This is a genomic window from Microcoleus sp. PH2017_28_MFU_U_A (assembly GCF_020738035.1).
In the GTDB taxonomy this organism is placed as follows: Bacteria; Cyanobacteriota; Cyanobacteriia; order Cyanobacteriales; family Microcoleaceae; genus Microcoleus.
On record NZ_JAEQCX010000095.1, the window covers coordinates 32031 to 47629 of the forward strand.

The 15599-nt window shown below is 46.0% G+C and carries 16 protein-coding genes; 12 read left to right on the forward strand and 4 right to left on the reverse strand.

The features are described from left to right. Nucleotides 1–82 precede the first annotated feature (82 nt). Nucleotides 83–769: a DedA family protein gene (locus JGK14_RS23325; RefSeq protein ID WP_293183914.1), complete on the reverse strand. Its 687-nt coding sequence runs from the start codon at nt 767–769 to the stop codon at nt 83–85. A gap of 77 nt (nt 770–846) precedes the next feature. On the opposite strand from JGK14_RS23325, the gene JGK14_RS23330 reads away from it, so the two are divergent. Continuing rightward, on the forward strand, nt 847–1644 hold the full coding sequence (locus JGK14_RS23330; protein ID WP_293183911.1) for a mechanosensitive ion channel family protein: 798 nt from the start codon (nt 847–849) through the stop codon (nt 1642–1644). An 801-nt stretch (nt 1645–2445) separates the two neighbouring features. Here the strand turns inward: JGK14_RS23330 and JGK14_RS23335 are convergent. Together JGK14_RS23335 and JGK14_RS23340 are read right to left on the reverse strand one after the other, a co-directional pair. Beyond that, on the reverse strand, nt 2446–3132 hold the full coding sequence (locus tag JGK14_RS23335; RefSeq protein WP_325315540.1) for a PEP-CTERM sorting domain-containing protein: 687 nt from the start codon (nt 3130–3132) through the stop codon (nt 2446–2448). Between the two features lie 761 nt (nt 3133–3893). Then, nucleotides 3894–4493: a sulfite oxidase-like oxidoreductase gene (locus JGK14_RS23340; RefSeq protein WP_293190608.1), complete on the reverse strand. Its 600-nt coding sequence runs from the start codon at nt 4491–4493 to the stop codon at nt 3894–3896. Between the two features lie 436 nt (nt 4494–4929). Between JGK14_RS23340 and JGK14_RS23345 the strand changes: the two genes are divergently transcribed. From JGK14_RS23345 to psbM, 11 genes are all read left to right on the forward strand, one after another. Further along, nucleotides 4930–7488, forward strand: coding sequence for a sigma 54-interacting transcriptional regulator (locus tag JGK14_RS23345; RefSeq protein ID WP_325315541.1), 2559 nt, complete (start codon nt 4930–4932; stop codon nt 7486–7488). 27 nt (nt 7489–7515) lie between these two features. Further along, nucleotides 7516–7758: a hypothetical protein gene (locus JGK14_RS23350; protein WP_293183901.1), complete on the forward strand. Its 243-nt coding sequence runs from the start codon at nt 7516–7518 to the stop codon at nt 7756–7758. Then, entirely contained in the window at nt 7751–8119 is a 369-nt protein-coding gene (locus JGK14_RS23355; protein ID WP_293183899.1) for a type II toxin-antitoxin system RelE family toxin, read from the forward strand. Before JGK14_RS23350 ends, JGK14_RS23355 begins: the two co-directional genes overlap by 8 nt. 45 nt (nt 8120–8164) lie before the next feature. Further along, the gene (locus tag JGK14_RS23360) at nt 8165–8500 is read left to right on the forward strand and encodes a hypothetical protein (protein ID WP_293183897.1); all 336 of its coding nucleotides are present in this window, start codon (nt 8165–8167) and stop codon (nt 8498–8500) included. 122 nt (nt 8501–8622) lie between these two features. Beyond that, nucleotides 8623–8898 carry a hypothetical protein gene (locus JGK14_RS23365; RefSeq protein WP_293183895.1) on the forward strand — a complete coding sequence of 92 codons (276 nt, stop codon included), beginning with the start codon at nt 8623–8625 and terminating at the stop codon, nt 8896–8898. Further along, nucleotides 8895–9263, forward strand: coding sequence for a clan AA aspartic protease (locus JGK14_RS23370; protein ID WP_293183893.1), 369 nt, complete (start codon nt 8895–8897; stop codon nt 9261–9263). The genes JGK14_RS23365 and JGK14_RS23370 overlap by 4 nt, the downstream gene beginning before the upstream one ends. A gap of 363 nt (nt 9264–9626) precedes the next feature. Next, nucleotides 9627–11105: a DUF512 domain-containing protein gene (locus JGK14_RS23375; protein ID WP_293197927.1), complete on the forward strand. Its 1479-nt coding sequence runs from the start codon at nt 9627–9629 to the stop codon at nt 11103–11105. A 140-nt stretch (nt 11106–11245) separates the two neighbouring features. After that, a complete protein-coding gene (locus tag JGK14_RS23380) occupies nt 11246–13147 on the forward strand; it encodes a TolC family protein (protein ID WP_293206685.1) in 1902 nt (633 codons plus the stop codon). Nucleotides 13148–13164: 17 nt separating this feature from the next. After that, entirely contained in the window at nt 13165–13290 is a 126-nt protein-coding gene (locus JGK14_RS23385; protein ID WP_293203105.1) for a hypothetical protein, read from the forward strand. Between the two features lie 205 nt (nt 13291–13495). Next, entirely contained in the window at nt 13496–13792 is a 297-nt protein-coding gene (locus JGK14_RS23390) for a 2Fe-2S iron-sulfur cluster-binding protein (RefSeq protein WP_293151570.1), read from the forward strand. A 246-nt stretch (nt 13793–14038) separates the two neighbouring features. Continuing rightward, complete coding sequence (gene psbM, locus JGK14_RS23395; RefSeq protein ID WP_193970859.1) at nt 14039–14152, forward strand: photosystem II reaction center protein PsbM; 114 nt, start codon at nt 14039–14041, stop codon at nt 14150–14152. 98 nt (nt 14153–14250) lie between these two features. Here psbM and JGK14_RS23400 read toward each other — a convergent pair whose 3' ends face one another. After that, nucleotides 14251–15105, reverse strand: a complete 855-nt coding sequence (locus JGK14_RS23400) for a universal stress protein (protein ID WP_293183883.1) — start codon at nt 15103–15105, stop codon at nt 14251–14253. Nucleotides 15106–15599: the final 494 nt, after the last annotated feature.

Sequence of the window (15599 nt, forward strand, 5' to 3'; positions counted from 1 at the left end):
TAGGTCGCTGCAAGTTCCCCGATTTATAGATATTGTGCCCGATCGACCTTTTTGACACACACCAGTCTCGCACTCCTCGCCATCAATCTTTTTTGTTAGCGCGGCGTTCTTGAATTATATGAATAACTGAAGGCACAAAAGAAAGTACAATTATTACACCAACAATCGGCAGTAAATATTGGTCAACTTTGTCCGGAGGAATCATCTTTCCCAAAAAATAACCGAGTAGAGTCAGCCCCACCGTCCACACAAACCCGCCGATCAGGTTGTAAAACATAAAAGTTTTGTATTTCATTGCCGCCACTCCCGCCACTATCGGTGCAAAAGTGCGGACAATTGGCATAAATCTCGCCAGTACAACTGCTTTTTGGCCGTGTTTTTCGTAGAAGTTTTCGGTTTTATCTAAATATTCTTTCTTAAACAGCCAGGAATCTTCCTTGTTAAATAAGCGACGGCCCCAGCGGTGTCCAGTTGCATAGCCCACATTATCGCCAGCCACCGCGCAGACAAAACACCCAAAAATTAGCGTCCAAATATTCATAGAGTTTGGCCCCGACGCCACAATTCCAGCAGCAAATAGCAAGCTGTCTCCCGGCAGAAAAAAACCGAACAGCAATCCGGATTCTGCGAACACAATAGCCCAAATTCCCAAATAGCCGAAGGTTTTAATCAGTTGCTGCAAATCAAAATTCATCTTTCTGTTTTTCCGGGGAATGAACTCAGCAGTACATATGACATCTCGGATATCATTGTCTGTTGAATATAGCATAAACGAGGGTCAGGCAAAATAATAAATTAGCCAGCGATCGATATATTTACCTAAAAATTTTTAGTTCAAATTTAACAATGGGCGCCATAATTCAACAAATCCAAACTAGCTTGTTAAATCTGCTGGGTCAAGCGATCGAGGCAATGCCTTCAATAGCAGCGGCTGTGGTAGTTATTGTGCTGACGAACACGGCAGCAAAGTTTGTTAGCCTCGCAGTCTCGGCAGCTACTCAACAGACTGTCAAAAGTTTATCCTTGCGATCGCTCTTGGTGCAGATAGCCTTTGCCCTCACTTGGGCGGCTGGCAGTTCGATCGCCTGCGTCATTGCTTTCCCGGCTTTGCGTCCCGGAGACATCATCGGTTTGTTAGGATTGGGTTCAGTAGCTGTTAGTTTTGCCTTCCAAGACATCTTCAAAAACTTTTTAGCGGGAATATTAATGCTGCTGCACGAACCGTTTCAATTAGGCGACCAGATAGTTGTAGAAGGCTTTGAAGGTACAGTCGAAGAGATTTCGATGCGATCGACTCAAATTATGACTTATCAGGGAGAGCGAGTGATTGTGCCGAATGCGATCGTCTTTACCAATTCAGTGCGGGTACTCACAGCCATGCCGCACAGGCGAACTGACTTGCCTTTAATTTTGGACTACGATACCGAACCTTCCTTGGCAATTGAAACCTTGGTCAAAGCTATTTCCGAAGTCGAAGGTGTTTTTTCGCAACCAACCCCAGAAGTAGATATTTCAGGTCTTAACGATGGTTCTTTGCATCTGATTGTCCGTTATTGGACGCTGCCGGAACTTTTCACAGGTGCGACGGACAAAAACCAGGGCTGTGGTGGCGATTCTAGCCGCGTGCGATCGAGCGGAGATTAAAATTCCTCAACCCGTACCGGTAAAGTTGTATGACTTACGCTCCTCGAACAACTCTGCGTCAAATTCAGCTAGCGACGCATAATTAAGGATCGCAAATTAAATAATTTACACAAGTTTGTGGAATGGGCGTCCCGCCCGTCCAGAAAGGACGGGCGGGACGCCCATTCCACAAGAATAATAAAGATTGTAAGTTATTTAATTCTCATTCCTAAGCTACTGCCAGAGTGGGAGAGTGGGAGAGGGGGAGAGAGGGAAAGGGGGAGATGGGGAGATGGGAGCATCTCAATTTTTGCAAAAAGCATTTTTTATTCTAGTGCTGTCCCCGATCGCGTATTTTATAAGCCAATACGGTTGACTTAACGCTTTTTGACGAATGTCATCTCAGGATTTTCTAGGCAATACAGGCATTTCTTGAAAGTCAGATTGTTCTTAAGTCAACCGTATTGTTTTATAAGGAATGAGAATTAAATAACTTCCACAAGTTTGTGGGATGGGCGTCCCGCCCGTGCTTTTTGGACGGGCGGGACGCCCATCCCACAATAACAATTAAAATTGTAAGTTATTTAATTTGCGATCCTAAGCAAGCGAGTGGGGACAGCACTACAAATGCAAAACAGAGATTCTCCCTGCGAAACATCCTCTTCCCTCTTCCTTCTTCTTTCTTCCTTATTCCTGATGACTACTGACTAATGACTTCTTAAATCAAGCAAAAGGCGAGCCGATTTCCCATCAGCGCGCCTGAAAATTTTATGCTTTTTTTGTCAAACGTAATTGAACAGATCGTTCCGTTTCAAAAAATTATCAAACTGTCTTGCTAGCGCGGCGGCGGCGGGCTGCAACCAAGCCGCCCAAACCGAGAGCCAAACCAGTCATGGTAATCGGTTCGGGAACTGCTTCTGCGCTGACGGTGAAGTCTTGGAAGTCTGCGTCGTTACCGCCACCGCGATCGTCAAAGGAGATCAGAGTGCCTCCGTTAGACAGAGAAGCTGTTCCATTTGTATAGCTTCCAGCAGCTTGGAAAGCGTTTGTTGTTTCTCTGCCGAGCGCTGTCCACAAGGAGGATCCGCCAAACACGGCTTGTTGGGTGCCAGCGTTCAATGCCGAGGTCGAGTAGACAGTGCCGCCATCGCCGCTGTTGAGTCCCAAAGTGTAAACTTGATTTGCCAGGAATGTGAATACTGCTGTTCCCGAACCCAAGACTGTATTGCCCAAAGATCCTTTCCATTCGTTCTGGTCGCCATTGTCAGAGGATTTAGTTTCCGAAAACAGCGTGCTAACTAGAGATGTCACCGAGTCCTTCACGCTGTAAATTCCCAAAGAGGAAGTGTAGCCACCGTGAGACTCTTTGAAGTTAAACATGACATCTGTATTTTTGGCGAAGGTGATACCGTTGGTACCAAAGGAGAAGGCTTGGGCTGGAGATCCTGCCCCTAACAAAGCGGTGGCGGCTGCGGTAGCTGTTAGGGCAGATAAGAGTTTGGTATTCATGGCCTGATTCCTTGTGTTGCAATAATTAATTAATAATTTCATTATCTGATAGTTTGTGTTTGTTTTTTTCACTTTATGTGAATTTTGACCAACTCTTTATCAAGCCTTTACAATATCTTTATAAATGCTGTCGAGCCAATCGGTAAGCGGGCGATCGCTCCCTAAAAATACACACCAAAAATTATAAAAATTAGGGCTATAAACCTTGCACTCGCGGTCATGCGAGCGCTAACCCCCAACATAGATTTCGGTGAGTTTATCCTAATTTTTAATTTTCTTCCAAGTCTAAATCTTTAACAGCCAACACTTAGGTACAAACACTGTCAGTCTATTTTAGATTTTAGATTTTAGATTTAGTTGCACGATTGAATCTGGGAGATTGAACTCGGGTAGAAAATTTTGGCTTGTACCCTGACGCTCGTGCACGTGGGACGGTACCTGTTTTTGGGCATGGTCACTGTCTGGGAATCTAACAGTTATAAAAGTTTTCTATTAATCCAGAAACTAGGAATATTTGTTGTTTCCGACTCGCGTATGGGAATTAAAGTAGTCGATCGCTCGGGTAAATTACTTACAAAGTGCGATCGTTTGGTTTAGGTCTTGTGGTTGAACAACACAGAGCCCGCACCGTGATGGATCCCAAAGATGCGATCGAGAGGGGCTTTCTGCTTTGAAAATTGCCAAAAAGCAGATTTCCATCAGAAAATACCATATATAGATGCGCTTGGCAAGCCCTATTCGCGATAGATCATCAGATCGCATCAAAAAAGACCGCTGTAGCGTTCCTCAGCCCAAGGTTCGCCCCTGCGGTGGTAGCCGTTGCGTTCCCAAAAACCGAGTTGTTCGGTTTCTGTAAACTCCAGGCCGTTAATCCATTTCGCGCTTTTCCAGGCGTAGAGGTGCGGAACTACCAACCGCATCGGGCCGCCGTGATCGGGGGATAGCGGTTCGCCGAAGACGGTGTGGGCGAAAAAGTTTTCTTCTCGGAGGAAGTCGGCGATCGCAATATTAGTAGTGTAGTCGCCGTAGCAGTGTTCCAGGACGTGGAGGGCTTTAGGATCGACTTCTATGCTGTTCATAAAATCCGTGACTTTGACTCCCGTCCACTGCACGTCTAGTTTTGACCAGCGGGTGACGCAGTGAAAATCCGCAGTAAAGTTACTTTGGGGCATGGCCTGGAAGTCAGACCAAGTGAAGGTTTTTGGTTTTGCCAATCCCCAGACTTTAAATTCCCAAGTCTCAATGCTGACGGAGGGTGTATCGCCGTAAGTCAGAACGGGAAAGCCGTTGGCGAGGTATTGACCCGGGGGGACGCGATCGCTGTTATCTGATTCTGGCTTGCGAAAAAATTTGCCCTGCATTTATTCAAACTCTACAGTAAATGACTGCAATCCTCAGTATAACTTAGAGACAACTACAAACAACAGCTTTACCGGTGGATGATTTACCGACTTTGACCGAAATTGCAACGCTTGATTTTTTCCCGTTTTCGCCACCGAAATGATGCTGATGAACATTGGCGAATTATTAAAATATTGCTGCCGCAAGTGGAGTTTGCGAGATCGTTTTAGGATGGCAACCTCAGCGACTGGGGAAACGTTTTCACGTGCAGATTGCCCGAGGATGCGTAGAAAAAATATATTAGAACTGGGAGTGTCGATCGCCTATACTGAAGAGAAAAAATTCACACCACACTAAAACTCAAAAGGCTAGTTCCAGCAGTTAATATTGATTGATGTAGCACAATGATATATCCTACACCAACTACCACGATTCGGCTTTCGCCGGCGCTAAGCGATGTCTACCGAAACATTAGTTAACTGGCTCGAAGAGAACACGGAATTAGGCATATTATCCCGCGATATCTTACAGGCGATCGCGCTGGAAATGTCCATGTCAACTTTTCCCCCGGGATTTCGAGTGGTAATCGAAGATACACCAGTCACCAATCTCTACATCCTAGAAAGAGGACAAGCCGATCGCTACCGCCGCAAACAACCGGGTTTAATGTGGGGGAGTAGTTTGTTACCGGGGGCGATCGTCAATTTATCGGCACTCCAGCGATCGCAAGCTGCGGATAGTAGAATTATTACTCGTACAGAATGTCAATTTTGGGTCATTAGTGCCGATCGCTGGCGCAATTTACTAGAAAGATATCCGCAGATTGTCGAAGCCTACGCCCAACGTTTGGCTGCGAAATTAGAGCAGTTAGAAGCAGAAATCGCCTACGAAAAAGAGCGTCAAAATGCCCTCCGCAGCTATCTAGTACCGCAGGCGAAACGGGGAGTCATTGGGAATAGCCGTTATGCGGTAAAATTGCGGCAACAAATTCGCACTGCATCGAGTGACGCGCGATCGGTATTAATCTCTGGCGAACCCGGTTTAGAAAAAGATAATTTAGCCGCTTTAATTCATTTCGGTTCAAGTCGCCGCAACGAGCCAATTATTCAGATCAAAAGTGCCTTGCTTCAGAGCAATGGAGCAGAATTATTCGGGCGTTTGGGCGGTAAGCCAGGGTTGTTGGAATGGTTGGGAGAAGGGACGTTAATTTTAAATGACGTTCAAGAATTACCCGCTCAATTAAGCCCCCAAATTCAGCAACTATTAAGCCAGGGAACCTATACACCAGTTGTCAGAGAAGGACAAATACCGCGGCCACCGCGTTCTAGCAATGCCCGAATAATTTTAATCTCAGAAATCGTCCAACCCCAGCTAGATAAGCTAACGCAACACAAGATTAAAGTACCGTCATTGCGGGTGCGTAAAGAAGATTTAGAAGCACAAGTCAACTATTATCTCAACATCTTTTGTCGCCAAAAGAAATTAGTCAAGCCCCAAGTCACGCCGGAAGCAATTCGCCGCTTGCAAGCCTACGATTTTCCGGGAAACTTGCAGGAATTGCAGGGAATGGTCGATCGCGCTTTAGTTCAAGCACAAGGAAGTCAGGTATTAACAGAAGAAGTCTTTTGGGCGCAGGCGGCAAAGCAACAAAAATTTAGACTCAATTTATTCAAGATATATCCCAAATTTCGGCAATTTTTACGGAGCGATTGGTATCCCGATCGCGTGAATTATTGGTTTACCACTTGGGTATTTGCATTAGTGGTAACTATCCTGTTTGTTGCTCCCCAAGATCGACAGCATAATTTTGCCCTAAATATCTTTTGGGCTTGGTGGTGGCCGTTAATTTTATTATTATTCCCCATCATCGGGAGATTGTGGTGTGCTTTTTGCCCTTTTATGATTTATGGAGAAATCGTCCAGAAACTATCGCTGAAAATTTTCCCACGAACTCTCAATAAATGGCCGCGCCAATTAGCCGAAAAATGGGGCGGATGGTTTCTCTTCGGAATGTTTACTTTGATATTTCTGTGGGAAGAGTTGTGGAATTTAGAAAATACCGCCTATTTATCCAGTTGTTTGTTATTGCTAATTACGGCGGGCGCAGTAATTTTTTCGCTGATATTCGAGAGGCGGTTTTGGTGCCGTTATTTATGCCCGATCGGCGGCATGAATGGATTATTTGCTAAACTCTCAATTATCGAACTGCGCGCCCAACAAGGAACCTGCGCGGCGGAATGCAGCACCTACCATTGCTATAAAGGAGGCAAAGGTTTTGGGGAAGGATTAACTACGAATGGATGTCCGGTTTATTCCCATCCCGCCCAATTAACCGATAATAAAGATTGCGTCTTGTGCATGACTTGCTTAAAAGCTTGTCCGCATCGATCGGTAGAATTAAATCTGCGCCCTCCCGGAATTGAATTGTGGACAACCCACGTTCCCCACGGTTATGAAGTTGCACTATTATTTCTATTATTAGGCGGAATTTATATCCACCGCTTGCCGGAGATAAATATTTTGTTGGGGCTGGGCATCAATTTAGAACAATTTTTACCACATTTAGGAATGTCAATCGCGGTGTTAATTATCCCGCCGATGATTCCGTTATTTGCCTATGCAGTCATGCAAGCAATTTATCGATTGGGAAAAGCAGAAACTATCCCATTTAAAATTACTAAACCCCTTTCATTTGTCTGTCTCGCCTACGGATATCTACCTCTAGTTTGGGGCGGTAGTTTGGCTCACTATTGGCGATTGGGTTTGCAGGAAGGCGGGCGAGTGATTCCCGTAACTTTTGGGACTTTCGGACAAATTAGAGATGATTTGCCGAGTTTTGTGGGAGATCCGGCGGTGATTAGTTTCTTGCAAGGTCTAACTTTAATTGTGTCATTGTTGGTGACGATATTTGTGACTCAGAAAATTGCCAAGCGATCGATTAAATCTTTGATGCCTCAGCATTTAGCGAGTTTGTGTTTGATGGTGAGTTTGTGGTATGCGATCGTGGGAAATTAATGTAAAATAAAACAAGGAGGATTTACTATGACTTCACAACTTCAACAAGCGATCGATCTTGCTCAGTCACTGTCATTGACAGAACAACTTGAACTACTTAAAACACTATCCGATATTATTCAACGCACCCATTCTCTGGAAACTCAAGCTGCAACAACAGAGGAAGATACAGATTTTTCACGTCTCAGCTTTCGCCAATCTTGGGAGCAAGCAATAACCGGACAAACCTTACCCCTTTCTCAACTGTGGGAGGGAATCGACGTTGACTAATTCTCCCCTTGTTGAGATTCGTCTCACACCTGAATTTCAGCGAAAACTGAAAAACCTCGCCAAGAAATACCGCCAAATTCCAACCAATATTCAACCTGTGCTTGAACAATTACAAGTTGGAGAATTTCTGGGAGATAGAATCCCTGACATTGGCTTCCCAGTTATGAAGGTGCGGATTAGAAACAGCGATACTCAAAAAGGTAAGAGTGGTGGTTATCGCCTAATTTACTGGATTTCATCAACCACGCTGATTGTTTTACTGGACATTTACTCAAAATCAGAGCGCGAAGACATTGAGATAGAGGAGATTCGTCAAATTATCAAAGGGTTCAGCACAACTCCTGAAGAAACAGATGCTTGAGTTTTTTCGTTTTAATCACGCAAGTAAGCCAGCTTGAAGCAAACTATGTCAATACCGAAAAAAGGAACAAGAAAAATCCTTGTTGACGGGGAGCCTTTCATCTGGCTCATCCGCAGACAAGCTAGTAATATGCAAGCAGACTACGGTTGCGGAAAGCTTCATGTTGCTGTCGAACACGCTGAAAATTCTGGTTCGGTATTAGTTATTATTACCGATCGACCTCACCCTCAAGATTGTCTTCGATCCAACAAAGTAATACCAGTAACACCCTCTGATGTAGCACAATGGATACGGCAAGCGATGCAACTCGGATGGCAGCCAATGCGATCGGGAATAACTTTTCGCGTGCAAATTGCAGGGCAGTGTATGGAAAAAATATAATGCTTTATGCTGTTGCCCAACATTAAGCATTATATTAAAGCTAATTCAGTTGATTTGGTAAATGTAAACATCGTCTGAAAGTTAAAAGTGTATAATTAAGTTGACAACCACAGAGAACTGCGATGACTATTCTGAAACCCCGTTATAGCAAGCAAGAGTTTGCACGACTTGGCGATGAGATATACGATCGCATAGTGCGATCGCAAGTTGAGCCGAGTAACAAAGGTAAAATTGTGGCGATCGATATTGAGACATCTGCATGGGAGATCGATAGTAACGAGATAGTTGCCTGTAGCCGACTCCGAACAAAGTACCCCACTGCTCAGATATGGATCGTGCGCGTTGGTTCAACCTATGTGCGTCGTTTTGGTGCCGGTCGCATCCAAAAAGCCAAATGATTACAGGAGTAGTTAACGGCGATTATGAACCAATTCTTCGCATATCCATCTACAGCAATAACGGTGAACTATACGAGCGAGATGCTGTTGTAGATACGGGTTTTAATGGCTGGCTATCTCTACCACCAGATTTGGTTGTTATTTTAGGATTGCCTTGGCAGAGACGAGGACGGGCAATACTAGCTGACGGCAGTGAGAGTATATTTGATATCTATGAAGCAACTATTCTCTGGGATAGTCAGCCAGTTACTATACCAATTGATGAAGCTGATTCAGATCCACTTATTGGTATGTCATTGATGGATGGCTACGAGCTAACAATTCAGATTGTAGACAGCGGTATCGTAACTCTCAAAAAAATATAAAGTCTAACAAATTACTACGCTCGATGCTGGGCAACAAAGTTGACAAAGGACGCTAATTGTGATAATAATATTTACACATTCAAATATATATAGCCTTTCTCAAAAAGATGAGGTATGACTGACAGCTTGTATAACCAGTTCAACTAAGAGGGCCCAAGCCCAACAACATACCTCATCTTTCTGAGAACCGCTATAGTTATCGACCCACTCCAAACAAAGAAACCGGGTTCTCAACCGAGATAGAGGGCCTCAAGCAAGTATTTGGATAAAAACCAGGTTGTCGATCGCCACCCGTGCGTAAGTCCTAATCTCCCAAAAATTGTCAAAAATAATTTATTAAATATAAAAAATCATCGCGAACTTATGAGCGAATTATCAACCAGACCAGCCCTAATTACCAAAGTTATCCCCGACAGCATCTGCGCGGAAATGGGATTTGATGCCGGAGACTCCATCGTCGCCATCAACGGCCAAAAACCCCGCGACTTGATCGACTATCAATTCCTGTGCGCCGATGAATTTCTGGAACTAGAAGTTTTAGATGCTAAAGGCAAAACTCACAAGTTGGAAATAGAAAAAGAGTATGACGAAGACTTGGGTGTGGAATTTGAAACCGCCCTCTTCGACGGATTAATTCAGTGCAACAACCGCTGTCCTTTTTGCTTTATCGACCAGCAGCCTCCGGGAAAGCGCGAAACTTTATATCTCAAGGATGATGACTACCGCCTCAGCTTTCTTTATGGCAGCTATCTGACTCTCACCAATCTGACTGAAAAAGAATGGAACCGAATCGAACAAATGCGACTTTCTCCTCTTTATGTTTCCGTGCACGCTACGGAACCGGATGTGCGAATTCGCTTGTTGAAAAATTTTCGGGCTGGGAAGATTTTAGAACAAGTTAAATGGTTTCAAGAGCGCCGCTTGCAAATTCACGCTCAAGTTGTGGTTTGTCCGGGGATTAATGATGGCGAACATTTGGAACGCACTTTGTTGGATTTGGCAAAGTTTCATACTGGAAATATCCCGGCTGTAGCGTCGGTGGCTGTGGTGCCGGTGGGTTTGACTCGCTTTCGTCCTGCTGAAGATGAATTGATTGCTGTAACTGCCGAAAAAGCGCGGGAAGTTATCGCGCAAGTGCAGAAAATTCAAGCTGTTTTGAGTCAAGGGAAAGGCGGTAAAAAGGCTAATAAAAAAAGTTCAAAATTCACCCCCCCCAGCCCCCCCTTACTAAGGGGGGGAGAAGAGTTAGAAGATTTAGAAGATTTAAACTTCCCTGTGGTAAGGGGAAATTCAAAATCGCGCTGTATTTGGCTGGCTGATGAGTGGTTTTTAATCGCGGGTTTGGATTTGCCGTCGGCGGCGGATTATGAAGATTATCCCCAAATTGGTAATGGTGTGGGTTCGATTCGGCAGTTTATTGGGCAGTTTGAAACGGCTTTTGCTAAGCTGCAACCGCTGCCAGTTATTGGGCCGCGCCGGTTGGTTTGGGTGGTGGGAAATGCTGTTGAAAAGGCTTTTTTGCCGATCGCACAACAACTAAACCAAATTCCCGGCTTGTCTGTCAACATGGTGGCACTGTCCAGCCGCTACTGGGGACAAACTATCACTGTTACGGGTTTGCTCACCGGGCAAGATTTACTCGAAGCTTTGCAGGGAAAAGACTTGGGAGATGGTATCCTCCTGCCCTCGGTTATGCTAAAACAGGGGGAACCTCGTTTTCTTGACGACATGACGGTAGAACAGCTCGAAAAATCGCTGAAAACCCGGATTTGGCCGGTAAGTGGCGTAGAGGAACTAATCTCGGGGGCGATCGGTCTGGCAACTGCTGAAGTTCAATTGTAAATTTTGAATCAAGCCTTCACAAGCAACACGAGTACGGTAATTATGACTTGTAACTGTCGAGTTCAGGTCACAAACTAGAAACTTGAGACTTCAATCTTGATCTAAAATTGTCTCTAGAATTGCAAAGTAATTAAAAAATTATGCGTGTTTTTCGTCAAATCGTGGTGGTCGGAGTGGGCGCTGCAATTACTTTCAGCAACGCCGGACAGAGTGCTTCAGCACAGCCTCCGGCTCAATCTCAGGACGGTTCCCCCCTTAGCAATCCGATCGAATTAGCGCAGAATATTCGATCGACCTCCAACACATCCTCAGAACCAACATCAGAAGATCCACAACAGTCGATCGCCCAAAACCCACCAACCTCGGAGTCTCAGGAACCTGGGGAAGCTACGGCAGCAACTCTCCCAACCGAGTCAGACCAAGCATCAAAGCCCCAACAGGCTGCTCCGGCTGCCCCATCAACCCAGCAGCAGGAGTATTTGGCGCAGTCTCCAAAACCAGCACCGGCAAACAATCGGCAGAAACCTGTCCCGAGCAACCCCAACAATGTTCCGGTGCCGAATTTACCAGCACCAGTTCCCCGCGGCACTCCGAATGAAACTTTCCCGCCTCTCACCCCGAAGGGCATTTTAGAAACCAAGCCTCCGGCTTCCCTGGAACCTAACCCGAATCCGCTACAGTTTCCGACAAAGCCCGAGGATGTCAGAATCGAGGAAATTCAGTCAATTACTTTGCAGCAGGCGATCGATCTGGCCCGCCGCAACAGTCAAGTTTTGCAAATCGCCCAGAAACAAGTCGAACAAAATCGATCGGGCGTGCGCGAACAGCAGGCTGCTTTATTTCCAGATCTGACTTTTCAAATGGCCGCAACCCGCCAAGTCAGCGCCAGCGGACAGATTGGAGTGCAGACTCGACTTCGCCAGAATGCAAATTTACCCGTCAGCCGCCAACTTCCGACCAATTCTCCCGAGTTTCAAAATTTCGGCACCATCGGTCTCAACAACACTTTACAGTTGAGCTACGATCTAGACATTTTCGGCCGCCGCAACGCTAATATCCGCGCGGCTAGGGAACAGTTGCGCTTTCGGGAACTGGATTTGGAACGCCAAGCCGAGCAACTCCGCTTCGACACTGCTGAGGCTTACTACAACCTGCAAAACTCCGACGGACAAGTTGCTATCCGCCAAGCTTCGGTGAGAAATGCCCAGCAAAGTTTGCGGGATGCGGAAGCTTTGGAACGCGCCGGGGTGGGAACCCGCTTTGCTGTGTTGCAGGCTCAGTCAAATGTGGCCAACGAAGTGCAGCAACTGTCCGTGGCCCGTCGCGATCAGCGGGTGGCCCAGCGGCGGCTGGCTGAGATTTTGAATATCAGTCAGTCGGCGAACTTGACGGCGGCTGACCCGGTGGAGCAAGCTGGCTCCTGGAGGCTGTCTTTGGAAGAGAGTATCGTGCAGGCTTTTAAGAATCGCCCTGAGTTGGAACAGCAGTTAGTACAGAGGAATATCAGCCAGCAACAGAGGCGATCGATTCGGGCGGGGGGGCTACCTCAAGTTAATGTCACTGGTTCCTACAACTTTCAAGGGCTAACTACTGACGATACAAGACCGTTTTCAACTCGCGGCTGGGCGAGTGGGTATGCGGTACAAGCCAATTTGACTTGGAATTTCTTCGACGGGGGCGCGGTGAAGGCGAGGGTGAAACAGCGGGATGCCGATATCTCGATCGCCGAAAGTCGATTTGACCAAATCCGCAACCAGGTGCGCCGAGAAGTTGAACAAGCTTATTTTGGTTTGGAGTCGAGTTTTGAGAATATCGAAACTTCTGAAGCCGGAGTTTTGCAGTCGAGGGAAGCTTTGCGTCTGGCCAGACTCCGGTTTCAAGCTGGCGTCGGCACTCAGACGGATGTGATTCAGGCGGAAACGGATTTGACTAGGGCTGAGAGAAACCGATTGTCGGCAATTGTCAACTACAACCTGGGGCTTTCGTCTCTCCAGCGCGCTGTGAGCAATCTTCCCACTAATAACCTCTCGGATGCTCCTTGAGGTTGGGTTGGGTTGGGTTGGATTGGGTTCGTTCGGGCGATCGACCTTTTACCGCCAACGGCATTGGGCATCGTGTATTTGGCAACTCAAAACTAAAACCCAGAAATCCGGTTTCTGGGCAAAATATTCGTTTGGCGGCGTGAAATCTAGGAATAAACCGAGTTTCTGACCCCGCACGCCGAGCGTCATGTCAAAATCACCAATGCAAAAATCTGGCTCCTGATTTTTGCATTTTGAGTTGCCCCACGACCAATTTCTACTTTCTGCGCCCTAAATATTCTTAATAACCGACACATTAGTTAATATTTTGTAATAGAGTTCTATGTCAACTGCGTTAAAGGATCGGCAATGGCTAATATCAAGTTTGTGAAGGAAAATCAGGAAGTCATCGCAGCAGACGGAGCCAATTTGAGATTCAAAGCTCTAGAAAACCGCATCGACTTATACACGTTTTCGGGAAAGATGATGAATTGCGGGGGCATCGGTCAATGTGGCACCTGCATTGTGGAAATTGTTGAGGGTAGTGAAAATCTGTCGCCACGCACTGACTTTGAGAACCGCAAGCTCAAGAAAAAGCCCGAAAACTATCGGTTGGCTTGTCAAACTATGGTCAACGGCCCGGTGAGCGTCAAGACTAAGCCTTAACTGCCGGTGGGCGAAGTGAAGCGGAGGGATGGGGGATGGGGCATGGGGCATGGGGCATGGGGCATGGGGCATGGGGCATGGGGCATGGGGCATTAGGAAATAAAAATTCTTGGATTTTGAATGTGGATTTTTTACCTATTCAACTGTCTGGTGCTACCTTCTGCTCCATTCCAGTTTCCCTTTTGCCTTTGAGTGATATCCTAGTGGTGTGTATTTTCCTATTTTCCGATACAGGCGGGGGTCTTCATGGAAGTTAACGATTTAGGGTTTGTGGCAACCATTCTGTTTGTATTGGTTCCCAGTGTTTTTCTAATCATTCTGTACATTCAAACCGCTAGCCGTCAAGGCGGAAAAGAGTAGCAACTGCTGCTATTTATTTCTGGTGAAAGCTAGTTGTAAAAAAAGCGCCAACAGTTTTTTGCTGGGGCGCTTTTTTGTTAACTATTAGTATTGAGAGTTTAGCTGACGATCGTCCGGGCTAGCAAGACGGGACAGTTGGCGTAGACTCGCACGTAATCTGATAGGGAATTTCCTAGGAGTCGATCGAGATCCAGGAAATTTTTAGCAACGTTTGGCCGCCGATCCGGGGAACCGATGACCAACAAATCTGCATTCACTTCCTCTGCAATCTGACAAATTGCTTCACCGGGCTTACCTGTAGCACTCACGCAACGGTAGCTAACTCCCATTTGTTTCGCCAGTGCTACTCCCTCAGCCAATACGGGGTCTTTTTCAGCATTTGCTGTCACATCTTCGGTGTATTTTCCCGTCAAATCTTTGGTGACGTGTACTAGAATTATCTGCCCGCCACTCACTTCTTTAACCAAAGATAGCGCAAGCTGCAATGACTGTTTGGCAGATTCTGACTTGTCGAGCGCCACCATGACGCGCCTAATTTTTTTGACGTAGATGTCGTCTTTTACTAACAACATCGGTCTCGATGTTAGCTGGAAAACGTACTGACTGACTGAGTTTTCCAAAATCGATTGCAGCCGTCCAAATCCCCGCGAACCCATAATCACTAAGTCGGATTGTTCTTCTTCTGCGACTTGGCAAACTGTGGTTTTCGGGTCTCCCTGTTTCAGCCGCGGATTGACTTTGCTGGGATCTATTTTCAAAGACTGCACTGCTTGTGCTAAAATCTTCCCTCCTTCTTCCAACTTGTCGGCCATGCCATCGGAAGTTACTTGCTGCGGCACGACGTGCAAAACGGTGACAGAGCTTTGTTGCAAGGAAGGGATGTCCATCAACATATTAAACATCTCTTCGCACAAGCCGCGACCGGCGACGGCTACTAAAATTTTTTCTATCATGGTTTTTGGTGTGAAAACAGTTGAGTTTTGTTGTGGGGCGCTCTTACTAGGGCGTTGTTATACCAATTTAATGTGAAGTTGCACATATCTTGATCCCCCTAAATCCCCCTTAAGAAGGGGGACTTTGAGCGGAATCTTGTCCCCCCCTTATTAAGGGGGGCTAGGGGGGATCGGATTCTATGCAGCTTCATAAAAAATTGGTATTACTCTAGTGGGTTAATGTTAAGCATAAGCCTGAAGTTTGCTTTATGATTTGTAGAAATGTAGCGTTTTGGAACAATTTGTAACGTGTTAGAGAACGATCGAACTCAACCAGAACTTGCAGCGGCTGGCGCTATTCAAAAGCGGTCGGGGATGATGGACTCGGAGGGCTGGTTTGAATATTTGGTGCGAGTCTACCGCTCGTAAAAACCTGGACAAAGCTACCCAAAAGTAGTCAATGTTAGACATCTACGTTAGTAATTTTAGTCCACAGTCCTAAAACTACAGGAATA